The following is a 12246-nucleotide window of genomic DNA, read 5'->3' on the forward strand; positions in this document are numbered from 1 at the left end:
GAATAAACTTAGCTGTTTTCATGTTTGACTTTCTCCTTTGATTGATGTCTTGTTTAGTATTTTAGCATAGGGAAAATTGAATGTCAAGAATTTTCTACAATATTCTGAATTTTTTGAATAGAAATAAAATAAAGGCGAAAGTCGCTTTTTTACTTTCGCCTGATCTTCTTATTTTTTCCTGTAGAGATCAAAGATGATTTGATCATTGTATAGATCAATGGTATTGGCCTTGACATAGAAATCCATCTCATTTTTAATCTTAGCAAGCTCGATCTTGATCGTCGCTTCTTTGCTATCAATTTTTACAAAGTCAGGTAGATCCTTGTTTGTAGATAGCACCTGCATCACGGTCTTCTTAGGAAGTTTCAAGGTCCCAACCGAAAAATCCTTGAGGGTCAAGAGGATACTCCCATCCTCTAGCTTACTTGGCTGGAAATAGATATAGAGCGGGTACTCCTTTCCTAAAAAGTCCATCTTTCCCTCTAGTAACATCTGTTGGTTGTCTGCATACAGTTGATAATCACTCAAATGATAACTTTTAAGCATGACCTTGATGGTTTCATTTAGTTGAGCCCTAGTTGTGGTCATACTGCCGATCTTGACATCTCCTCCTTGGCTAGGAGTCTGTAGTTGCCGGACATCCTCTCGTACCGTTGAGAAACGAGTCCATACGACTAGACTTGTAGCGAATAAGAAACTGACCAAGCCTAGAAAGAGCCATTTCCAGATGTTAACCGGCGTTTTCTCCCGTCTCTCCTTAAAATGAGGTCCTGTGGTTGCTGGCTTAACCTTCTTCTCACTCGAACCATTTTTTCTCAGTTGCATGTATTTTCTCCAGTACGGCTTCTTTCATGATCTCGTAGCCTGTATTATTGGGATGGAAACTATCCTCATCATACAAGGCATCATTGGTCACAGTCTCTTTTCCTAATTCGGATTCTGTCACCCCACTCTTACCATCAATGCCCTTATAAAGGAGGTCATTGATCGGAACAAAGTAGACGCCTTGATAGGCAGAGAGGGTCTCCTCCGTTCTTTGGTTCCACTGATCGACAAGGGTCTGCAATTCCGTTAGATCGGGGAAATTGAGATACAAGGGATTATAGATCCCCACCACGTAAATAGGCAGATCAGGGTTGTCCTTGCGGGCCAATTCGATAATCTGTTTGAGATTTTTCTCATAGGTCTTCGATGCTTTTTCGAAGCGGTCCAGATCTAAGTTACTGGTATCCTCAAGAATGGCCTTTCGCAGGTCATTGCCCCCGACAGTAATGGTCAGTAACTGAGCCTTCTTCAGGTCCTTTCGAATCTCCTTTTTCTCCTGCATACGTGACAAAATTTGACCGCTCGTGTTACCAGAAACACCATAGTTGATCGCTTTGAATTCAAGACCTGATTCATTGGTCAAACTCTGAGCGAGCAGAGGGACAAAACCTCCTTGATTGGTGCTATCTCCTACACCTTTGGTCAAGGAATCCCCAATCGCTACATAGGTGACTACCTTCTTTTTGGCACTTGTTGACGGTTTGGTCATCACTGGTTCTGCCGAAGGAAGGAGCCAATTGACCAGAAAAAAGCAGACCAGAAAAGTGACCAAACAATACAAGATCATCTCTAGTATTTTTCTACTATTCATATACTCCTCATTCGTCCAGCTTTCAATTTGACTTTCTTATTTTTAAGTCAGGTTTAGGCTTGGTAGACAATCTTACCCTGGCAGATAGTATAGGCCACCTGTCCCTTGAGGGATTCACCAACAAACGGTGAATTAGCTGCCTTAGAAGCAAAATGATCAGACACTAAACGGTCAGCATCCGGATCAAAGATCACAATATCTGCTGGTCCACCGACTTCCAAATAACCCGCTTCAAAGTTATATAATTTAGCAGGATTATAGGTCATTTTTTCTAAGAGTTCCATCAAGCTGAGCTCTCCTGCATGGACCAAATAGGTCAAACCAAGCGATAGAGAAGTCTCTAATCCTGTCATGCCGGAAGGAGCCTTGGTGATATCGGCTACGTTCTTTTCATCCGCATGATGAGGCGCGTGGTCCGTTGCGATTACGGTAATGACTCCTGACTTCAAGCCTTCGATGACTGCACGACGGTCTTCTTCCCGACGAAGAGGCGGATTCATCTTGGCATTGCTTCCCTTAGACAACAAGAGGTCTTCCGTCTTAGAAAAATGCTGAGGAGCTACTTCTGCTGTCACAGGAGCGCCGATTGCTTGGGCAAACTCAACTACCTTCACACTCTCAGCTTTCGAGAGGTGTTGGATGTGGAGGTGGCCACCTGTTGCGTGAGCAATCATAGCATCCCGCGCTGCCATCGAGTATTCTGCCACTCCAGTCGCTCCGCAAACCTTGAAGTGCTCCCGAGCAATGTGCTCATTGAGTCCCAGAATGCCGTTCAACTCTGGATCTTCTTCGTGGAGACTAATGAAGGTCCCCAGACGTTTGGCTTCTTCCAAAGCCTGACGGACTACCTTGGTACTTTGCAACGGGATCCCATCATCTGAGAAACCGACAGCGCCAGCTTGTAACAAGCCTTCAAAGTCGGTGAGATGTTGGCCATCAAAGTTCTTGGTAACCGTCGCAACGGTCTTTACATGGATGGCTTCCTTAGCAGCAGAATCCAAGACTTCTTTTAAGGTCACGACATCCGAGATTGTTGGAGTGGTATTGGCCATCATGACGACTGTCGTAAAACCACCTGCAGCAGCTGCGAGAGCCCCAGTGTGAATATCTTCCTTGTGGGTCTGACCTGGTTCACGGAAGTGAACGTGAATGTCCACCAAACCTGGCGCTACCACCTTGCCACTCGCATCGATAACTTGGGCTCCTTCATAAGAAAGAGATGGACCTATTTCCACAATTTTCCCCTGATCTACCAAAAGATCACATACTTGGTCCAAACCAGTTTTTGGATCCATTACCCGACCATTTTTAATGACTAACATCTTCTACTCCTTTATTCATAGAAATCAACATGGGTCTCTAGCAAGCGATCCCCATCATAGCGGAACATAGCTGAAAAGAAGGGTTTATCCTCCAAGAGCCACTCAACAAAGGTGTGGTCCCCCTCCCAAGTAGGTTTTGAGAGGACTTGATCATAAGGCACCCACTCCAATGTCCCTTCGTTACACTCGATGAGCTCTCCTTCAAAATCGGTCACCTTAAAGACATAGGTGTACCAGTCCAGATCTGGAGTAAATTCAGGGAAGGTGATAATCCCTTTTAAAACTGGTTTAGCTTTCAGGCCCGTCTCTTCAAGGATTTCCCTAGCAGCACACTCTTGAGGAGTTTCTCCGCGTTCTAATTTTCCACCAACTCCAATCCATTTGCCTTCATGGACATCATTGGGCTTTTTATTGCGATGCAACATGAGAAATTCTTTCCCATTGTCGATATAACAAATCGTTGCTAATTGTGGCATTTCTTTCTCCTATCTTAACCAATCAATCGGCTCGCGTCCCGCCTCTGTCAAAAATTGATTGGTTTTTGAAAAGGGTTGGGAACCAAAGAATCCTCGGTAGGCCGATAAGGGACTTGGGTGAGCTGATTCAAGGACCAAATGTCGATCGTGGGTAATCAGAGGCTTTTTCTTACGGGCATAAGATCCCCAGAGGATAAAGACAACTGGCTCCTCCAACTCATTGACCACCTTGATCACAGCATCTGTGAACGGCTCCCAAATTTGTCCCGCATGGCCATTGGCCTGACCAGCAGGAACCGTCAAGCAGGCATTGAGCAAGAGCACTCCTTGCTCTGCCCAAGAGGTCAGATCATGCGACCGCTTCTCTCCAATATCTGAGCGCAATTCTTTGAGAATATTTTGCAAAGAAGGGGGGGCTGGGACATGATCCGGCACAGAAAAACTTAAGCCCTGCGCTTGATCCGGTCCGTGGTAGGGATCTTGGCCTAAAATCAAGACCTTGACCTGATCCATCTCAGTCGTCTGCAAGGCCTTAAAGACCTTGTCACGAGGTGGATAAACCTTACCTTTGCTATAGACCTCATTCATAAAGTCATTGATCTGATGAAAATACCCTTCCGGAAGTTGGGATTTGATGGCTTCATGCCAGGGGGAATGTTGCATGGAAACTCTCCGCTATCCAATAAATTCTTACCTTCCATTATACCACATTTGACACAGATCCACTGGATAAAAAAGAGGCTGGACATTTTTGTCCAACCTCTGGTTCTGCCTGTTAAACAAGCGAGAGTTTTTAGGTATTTTCTTTCTTGCTGAATCCTGCTAGACCAATCGAAGCCACTAGCAAAATTTGTGGCAAGAATTGGATGAGGTAGCGGGTCTTCCCACCTTCAAAGATGGTTAAGAAGAGCAAACCACCAAAGACCGCTAAGGAAAGGAAATTGAAGGCATCTGTATCTCGACGTTTGAGATAAGCCCCAACCAAGCCAGCTGATAGGACAATCCAGATCAACTGTTTCACAAATTCATAATACTTGTACTGTGGGCGATCCGTGCTGAGGAAATAGGTTCGCACCCATTTGGCCAGACTACTATTTTGGGTGAGTGGGGCATAGAGAGGATTAATATAAGGCGTCTTCTCAAACTCTACATCTCGGTATAGCCAACCCAAGGTGCCTTCTGCAACCGTCAAGGATTGCTTGTAATAGACGTGCCCAATCAAACCGAAAGGTCCGTACTCCTTGAGGCGGCGTTTGATTTCTTTGATGACATTTTCCTTCTTAAAAAGCCCATTGTTGTAGTCCGAGCGCTTGTCCTCATCGATATAAGCCAGCAAGCCTTCTTTCATATCTTCTTGGTTATGCCCCATATCCGTCAAGCCTAGATTGATAAACAAGAGTGGTCCTTTGGCCAGCCCTTCTTTTTTCAGAATCGGCACAACTGTTTGATGATTGACCGCTGTGTTCAATCCTGCAAAGACAAATCCCGTCGTCATGACTGTCACCATAGCAATCTTGCCAAAGGCCTTCCAGTTTCCTCTAAAGAAGAGGACAGCCCAAAAGGCAATCATGACAATAATCGTCGTTGGACGAATCAACATGGTCACGCCAGATAAAATCCCTAAAGCAAACATCTTCTTCCAGGAGATCCCTGCTTGGTTTTCCTCTAAGAGATCCAAGACCCACCACAACTGAAGAGCAATCAAAGGAAGCGGAGGAATGTCTGTATACATGGAATAGAAATAAGGCGAGTAACAGATCAAGCTGACATAAAAGAGATAAACTAGATCAGCTGTTTTCTGATTGAAATGCTTCTGGGACAGTTTGTACAAGAGGACGGCACCCAGATTGACATAGAGCATATTGAGAGCCTGCATAACCCACAGACCGCTAGAGCCGAATAAAACATAGAAAAATTTCTCGTAAAGAAAGAGCGGAATGTTATTGGGATTGCGACTGAGGTAGTTGGTGATGGAAGATTGTTTAAGAAGATCAAAAGCGCCCTTAAAAACAACCGCGGCATCCCGACGGATCAAAAGCTCCGCACAAATCATAAAGATCAACTGACAGATGATCGCGCCAAGCAAGAAGCCTATTTTATGACGGGTCAACCAAACAATGGCTCTTTTAACCCCATCGCGTTTCAACCAAGCTAGCAGAAATAGAAATCCAGCACCTAAAATGGCTAGCCATGAAATCTCTCTCAGATAGGTCACACTGATCAAGAACCAGTGGACCATCACTAGCAACATGACAACATGAAGCATCCCAAATAGAATACGTTTACTTTTCGATAACATAGGTCCATTATATCAAAAAAACAGCATTTCTGCTGTTTTGGGCTGACATCAAATCATTTAGGTTGAGGAATTTTCTATATTATTTGCAATCTTCTTTGATATCAAACTCCATTTCCCTAGGGCTCTGTAAATTCAAGCCCTCTGTAGAATAGAACAACCAACAAATATAAAATCAGTGTCAATAACAAGCCAAAATGTTGTTCCTGTCACTAACGTTTTAATAACCTTTCACATAGACTAGCTACATCAAAACTCCCAAAAAAGACTTCTTACTCGTCTCTTTTCAACCAATTCTCTTTTTGTGCTTTCTCTGCTAAATCTTTTGCTTTATCGATATCCAATGAATTTGAATCAGAGGAAATGTTGGAGTCAATATCTTCTTCCAATTCTTGTAGGATTTGAACATCTTTAGGTGTCAAATTCGAAACTGTAGGGTCTGCTTTTGGTAGAGGACGATAGAACATGAAGAAACCAGTAATGACAATCAGAAGAGCGGCACCCGATATGAGAAAACCTTTCTGAAAATCTTCAACAGGTATTTTAGTACCTTTCGTGGATAATTCCTTCCACTCTGGGTGTTGCTCTTCAGCTGCTTTTTTAGCATTAAACGCAGGTGTAATCAAAACTTGATTCATTAAGGTGATTGCACCCAGAGACATCAGCAAAAACGGAATGTGGCGCGATTTACTAATAATCACTAAACTTCCTCCTGTAATAGCAATTAAGCTGATGATGATATTAACAGTAAACCAAACTCTCGCCTGCTTTTTCATTTCCAAATACTTTTCTTTTGTCATGTGCTTCTCCCTTAAGATCACTTATATCGTAAAACAATTACCATTATCATACAGGATTTTTCTATGTAATTCAAGTTAGCTAACAATTAGTGAAAAGAGGATAAAAAAGAAGCGCAACAAACGCTTCTATTCTATTATTTATTTTGCCAAGTTTCTTGGTTTTCCTTGAAACGGCGTAACAACTCTAATCCTTCAGAGGTGATATAACCTTGTTCTTCAGCCAAATGGATTAATTCTGTGTAGTTAGATAAGGTTTCAAGTTGAACGCCAGCTTTCGCAAATTTCTTATCAGCCTTCTCTAATTGGTAGGTGAAGATCGCTACCACACCAAGGACATCTGCTCCTTCACGCTTCGCAGCTGCAACAGCATCCAAGACAGATCCACCAGTAGAAATCAAATCCTCAACCACCACCATCTTTTGACCTTGCGGTACACGGCCTTCGATTTGGTTACCAGCACCATGATCTTTTGGTTTGCTACGGATGTATGCAAAAGGCAGGTTCATCTTGTCCGCAATAATGGCACCATGAGGAATCCCCGCAGTTGCTGTCCCAGCAATCACTTCTACTTCTGGGAAAGCTTCCTTGATTTTATCCACGAAGCCATTCTCAATCAAAGTACGAGTTTCAGGATAAGCAAGGGTCACGCGGTTATCTGTATAAATAGGGGACTTGATTCCAGAAGCCCAAGTAAAAGGCTCTTCTGGTTTCAAATAAACGGCTTCAATTTTTAGAAGATGGCTGGCAATATCTTTAGCTAATGACATGATAACTCCTTTTTTTACGATTTTAATCGAATACGAATTAAATCAACAAGTGATTTCTGAACGACAGTACAGGTTAGTAAATAGTTTAGGAAAGGCCCCATCGGTCTCCCTAGAGCTACAAAAGATTCACTTTTAGTAGCGATTAGTGTTCCAACGTATGAATGAAAGAAACGATTTTATTTCTTTCAATCAAGTTCGTGAATAGTTTAGGAAAGGTCCCATAGGACTTCCCGTAAAATTACAAAAGTAATACTTTTAGTAGACCATACTATTCCGACGATTAGCTAAGAGAAACGATTTTTTTCTCTTAGCTAATCTAGTGAATGCGTTAGGGAATATCCTATCGGACTTTTTTAATTCCGACACTTAGTTGAAAGAAACGATAATTTTCTTTCAACTAAGTTAGTGAATAGTTTAGGAAAGGTCCCATTGGACTTTCCGTAGAACGTCTTGAAGCTCAGCTTCTTAGACGTTCTTAACTATTCCACTGTCTCTTAATCTCATGATAAGCATCCCATGGGTTTTCTGCTTGGATGATCGGACGTCCGACTACGATGTAGTCTGAACCAATGGCATGGGCTTCTTGTGGGGTCATGACCCGTTTTTGGTCACCAATTTCTGCTCCTGCAGGACGGATCCCTGGGGTTACGCAGACAAACTCTTCTGATGTAGCTTTCTTGATCAAATCTACTTCATGGGCTGAGCAGACTACGCCATCCAAGCCTGCTTCTTGCGCCTTACGGGCATAATTAACAACTGACTCTTGGACAGTGGTTTGGATGTTTTGGCAATCACGCATGTCTTCTTCACTGGTAGAAGTCAACTGAGTCACCGCCACCAACTTAGCTCCTGGGCCAAGCGCCTTTTTGGCTTCGCACATCATCTCTACACCACCGGCTGCATGAACTGTCACCATATCCACTCCAAAGGTGCCTAGGACAGACATGGCTGACTTAACCGTATTTGGGATGTCGTGCAATTTTAGGTCCAAGAAAATGCTGTGGCCACGACCTTTCAGATAGTGAACAATTTCTGGGCCGACTGCATAGAAAAATTCCATTCCGATTTTTACAAAAAGTTTTTCATCTTCTGGGAAATGTTCTAGAAAGTTTTTGACATCTTCAAAAGCTGGAAAGTCAAGGGCGATGATGGGACGTTCTTCACGCATGGGTTTCTCCTTTTTATGGCTGACATTTTTTCCACAAAAAAACCTTGCCCGAGGCAAGGTTACACGAAAATTAGGTAGTATATACCCTGATTCACCGTCTAGACCTTAGGAGCCTCTCTGGACCGCTTTAAAGGTTTTTCTACATTGTAGTACGATATGAAAGAAAAGTCAAGAAATAATCATAAAACGTTCGGATTCAATCTGTTTTTTTCATCTTTTGACTAGGGAAGATTCACAAACATGTCAAATTCTTGACGAAGATCCGATTTTCCTGTAAAATTTTTGTATGCTGAGTAAGGGTTGTTTAGTTGTAGCTTACTCAGTAGCCTGTTGGGGTTGTAGCCAGCAGGCATTTTTATTTTCTTGATAATCCTTATAATAGATTTTCTCGGACATGCCGACGCAAATCTTCCAAGCTAGTTATTCCATACTGATCCATAACCTGTGGAAGATTTTCGATAATGGTCGGACAAGCATATGGATCTGTAAAGTTGGCAGTTCCAACTCCAATCGCAGAGGCACCAGCAATCATCATCTCAATAGCTGCTTCTGCGGAATCCACGCCACCCATTCCAATAATCGGCAGTTTGGTCGATTGTGCTACTTGGCGGATGAGTTTCAAGGCTACTGGAAAAATAGCTGGTCCTGACATACCGCCCGTGCCATTGGCAATGATGGGCTTGCCAGTCTTGAGGTCAAAGCGCATCCCGACTAGCGTATTGATCATTGTCAAGCCACTAGCCCCCGCATCTTCTGCAGCCTTGGCTACTTGGGTAATATCAGCCACACTAGGAGTCAACTTAACATAGACAGGGACCGACGAAGCTTCCACCGCAGCTTTTACTGCATCATAAGCCAACTCGGGAACCTGACCGATTAAGAGACCATTATTGCCATGGTCCACATTGGGACAGGAGATGTTGAGTTCAATGGCTGTGACATTTGGTGCTTGCGAGATCTTCCGAGATACCGTTGCATACTCTTCGTTGGAAAACCCGGCAACATTGGCAATAATCGGTAAGTCCGGATAATTCTCGGCCAACCAAGGGAGTTTCTCTGCTAAGACCACGTCTACGCCTGGATTTTGGAGTCCAATGGCGTTGAGCATGCCTGCAGGGGTCTCAGCAACACGTGGTGTAGGATTTCCAAAGCGAGCCTCAGCTGTCGTCGCCTTGATCATGATGGATCCTAATAAGTCTAAGTCATAGTATTTGGCATATTCTTGGCCAAACCCAAAACAGCCAGAAGCTGGAATAATGGGATTTTTCAAGTCTAATCCTGGTAAGGATACAGCTAATCGATTGCTTGTCATACTTTCCTCCCTACATCACAATTGTACCAGTTTCAAAGACCGGTCCGTCTTCACACACGCGCTTATTGGCTGCTTGGCTTGCATTTTCCAGATGAACCACGCAGGCATAGCAAGCTCCCATCCCACAGGCCATGCGGGATTCCATGGAAATATAGGCACGAGGGTGGTCATAGAACTTGCTATTGACATATTTGAGCATGCCAGGAGCCCCACAAGAATAGATAGCGTCAAACTCCTGGTCCATCTGGTCAACGATGGTGGAGACATATCCCTTTGTGCCATAAGATCCATCGTCAGTTGTAATAGTGACTTGCCCATACTGCTTCAACTCTTCTTCGAGGATCACAGCTTCTTTATTAGCAAATCCAAGGACAGAATGGACTTCTACTCCTTGCTCATATAGCTGTTTAGCCACTTGGACCAAGGGAGGCACTCCAATCCCGCCACCGATGATCAAGGAACGCGCCCCTTGACCAAGACCTTTTAAGTCAAAGCCATTTCCTTGAGGACCCATGACACTGAGGAAGCTACCGACAGGCAAGAGAGAAAAGATGGCCGTTCCACCTCCTTCTACCCGATAGATGAGGCGACAGGTCTGGCTGTCTGGATCAATCTCTGAGATAGAAATGGGACGGCGAAGGAGCTTGGAGTCATCCGGTACACGAATATGGAGAAACTGCCCCGGCAACATCTGTTCCACCATTTCCCCCTTCAAGACCATTGAAAAAATCCGTGGCGCAATCTCTTCTTGAGCGATTAACTCCATGTCTTCCATCATGATTTTTCCAAACCGTTTCTTACAGCTGTCACTGACCATTGGTTTCCTCTTCTTTCTTCCAGCAAAAAAGACCTCGCAAAAGCAAGGTCCTACAAATGATCAGCTAGACTTGGTCCGCTGATCTTTTTTCTGTCTTTCCTTGCAGGCCTCTCTGGACCCCTTAAAGGTTAAATTTTTCTCATTATATCGCGCTACTGGTCGCTTGTCAAGTAGAAGCCCGATAGCTCTGCTCATTTCCCATCTGGTTCAGGAGAAAACTCTTCTGGTACCGGAGGGATATACTGCAGAGCGATGCGATTTTCTGGCTTGCGATCGATCAAGTAGAGAACCAACAAGAAGAGCCATTCCAGGGGCTTCATTAGATAGTAAATGACATCCATAGCCCATTTCTTCTTGATATGTTTAGCAAAGGGATAGCCATAACGGTCATAATTACGACGCAGAAATCGATGGAAACGTGGCGTCTTTTCTTCTAAGACCTGCTCAAAGGCATTTGCAATACAGAGCTGGCGATTAACCACAACAGGATGACCATGCCGGACTCCCATCCGCTGGGGCTTGACCACCTTTTCATGACCACCTGCTGCGACTGTACAGAGATAGTGCTCATCAATAATGAGATTCTGAGGAGGGATCTTTTCCGAGAAGGTCCAATCTGCCGTATTGGTCCAGGCCTTGACCAAGCTATCAGGACGTTGACCAAAGAGCATGAGGACCATAACCAATACCGCTAATAAGGGAAGGGCAAAGATGACTGCCAACCAAGGCCAGTGTTTGGATTGGTGAAGAATCAGGTGAAAGCGCTGGAGAATGGGATTGTCATATGCCCTATTGGGATCAGACTCCCCCTCCCACTCCTTCATCCTGGTCCGCAAAAGACTAATGGAATAAACCAACAAGAAGGCCGTGTGACAACCGATGACTTGCAACTGGATGTCAAATACCACTACTAGCACCAATCCCATCAATATCCCACTGATACAAAAGATATTCAAAAGTGGAGACAAGGAATTGGCATCTCGGTAAGAATAGATGGCCAAAGCTAGGAAGGAAATCAGTGCCAAAATAAGGATCGTCGGTAGCGCCTCCGACCAAATCATGGTATGCTTCTGCTCATTAATGAGCTGCTGGGTCCAATCATAACTCGTTAAATCTTTTACTAGATAGATGACGAAGGATTCCAGGATGCTGCCAAAGACTCCTATCCAAAGGATCACAAAGTACTTGCGATTGTTAACCCTTCGTTTAATTTTTTCCTCTTCTTTCTCATCATAGACGCCGACTAGCTCCTTTTCCAAGGTCTGGGCATGAATCGTAGACCAGCGAGAAATAACATACAGAATCACAAAGATATTAGGAACAAAATAACTAACCACTAGGGCATGAACAAGAATTGTAACACTGTAAATTGCGACTCCAAAAATAGCATTCCAGAAACCCAAAGATTGGATATTTCCTGGCAAGCTCCTGATAATTAGAAGGACAGACAAACTAAGAAAAATCAGGAAGTTGGTCATAAAGTTTATCTTTATTAAACTGGCTAAAAATTTAGTTTCTAGTTCCTGATTCCATTTTTTGTACCAGTAAGCAATTCTTTTCATAAGTCCTCCAGAGATCATCTTTTCCATCATTCTATCAAGCTACAATCAATCCTTCAATTCTAAACCTGTTTTATAGGCAAAAATCCTTCT

General features: G+C 43.7%; 12 protein-coding genes. All 12 read right to left on the minus strand.

Going from position 1 to position 12246, the window contains the following annotated elements; all coding sequences use genetic code 11:
- Positions 1-168: 168 nt before the first annotated feature.
- A complete protein-coding gene (locus tag ABT997_RS02725) occupies positions 169-825 on the minus strand; it encodes a YpmS family protein (RefSeq protein ID WP_350018654.1) in 657 nt (218 codons plus the stop codon).
- On the minus strand, positions 797-1636 hold the full coding sequence (locus tag ABT997_RS02730; protein WP_238656335.1) for an SGNH/GDSL hydrolase family protein: 840 nt from the start codon (positions 1634-1636) through the stop codon (positions 797-799). Before ABT997_RS02730 ends, ABT997_RS02725 begins: the two co-directional genes overlap by 29 nt.
- A gap of 53 nt (positions 1637-1689) precedes the next feature.
- Positions 1690-2958, minus strand: a complete 1269-nt coding sequence (locus ABT997_RS02735) for a dihydroorotase (RefSeq protein WP_350018655.1) — start codon at positions 2956-2958, stop codon at positions 1690-1692.
- Between the two features lie 11 nt (positions 2959-2969).
- Positions 2970-3434 carry an NUDIX hydrolase gene (locus tag ABT997_RS02740; protein WP_350018656.1) on the minus strand — a complete coding sequence of 155 codons (465 nt, stop codon included), beginning with the start codon at positions 3432-3434 and terminating at the stop codon, positions 2970-2972.
- Positions 3435-3443: 9 nt separating this feature from the next.
- Positions 3444-4097: a uracil-DNA glycosylase gene (locus ABT997_RS02745; RefSeq protein ID WP_350018657.1), complete on the minus strand. Its 654-nt coding sequence runs from the start codon at positions 4095-4097 to the stop codon at positions 3444-3446.
- A gap of 130 nt (positions 4098-4227) precedes the next feature.
- Complete coding sequence (locus ABT997_RS02750) at positions 4228-5733, minus strand: glycosyltransferase family 39 protein (RefSeq protein WP_350018658.1); 1506 nt, start codon at positions 5731-5733, stop codon at positions 4228-4230.
- Positions 5734-6002: 269 nt separating this feature from the next.
- Positions 6003-6530: a hypothetical protein gene (locus ABT997_RS02755; protein ID WP_350018659.1), complete on the minus strand. Its 528-nt coding sequence runs from the start codon at positions 6528-6530 to the stop codon at positions 6003-6005.
- A gap of 134 nt (positions 6531-6664) precedes the next feature.
- Entirely contained in the window at positions 6665-7297 is a 633-nt protein-coding gene (gene pyrE, locus ABT997_RS02760) for an orotate phosphoribosyltransferase (RefSeq protein ID WP_350018660.1), read from the minus strand.
- 475 nt (positions 7298-7772) lie between these two features.
- Complete coding sequence (gene pyrF / locus ABT997_RS02765; RefSeq protein ID WP_350018661.1) at positions 7773-8465, minus strand: orotidine-5'-phosphate decarboxylase; 693 nt, start codon at positions 8463-8465, stop codon at positions 7773-7775.
- A 373-nt stretch (positions 8466-8838) separates the two neighbouring features.
- On the minus strand, positions 8839-9777 hold the full coding sequence (locus ABT997_RS02770; RefSeq protein ID WP_350018662.1) for a dihydroorotate dehydrogenase: 939 nt from the start codon (positions 9775-9777) through the stop codon (positions 8839-8841).
- Between the two features lie 10 nt (positions 9778-9787).
- Complete coding sequence (locus ABT997_RS02775; protein ID WP_350018663.1) at positions 9788-10594, minus strand: dihydroorotate dehydrogenase electron transfer subunit; 807 nt, start codon at positions 10592-10594, stop codon at positions 9788-9790.
- Positions 10595-10785: 191 nt separating this feature from the next.
- Positions 10786-12156: a DUF6688 domain-containing protein gene (locus ABT997_RS02780; protein WP_350018664.1), complete on the minus strand. Its 1371-nt coding sequence runs from the start codon at positions 12154-12156 to the stop codon at positions 10786-10788.
- Positions 12157-12246 lie beyond the last annotated feature (90 nt).

Source organism: Streptococcus australis (genome assembly GCF_040226615.1).
Taxonomy (GTDB): Bacteria; Bacillota; Bacilli; order Lactobacillales; family Streptococcaceae; genus Streptococcus; species Streptococcus australis_E.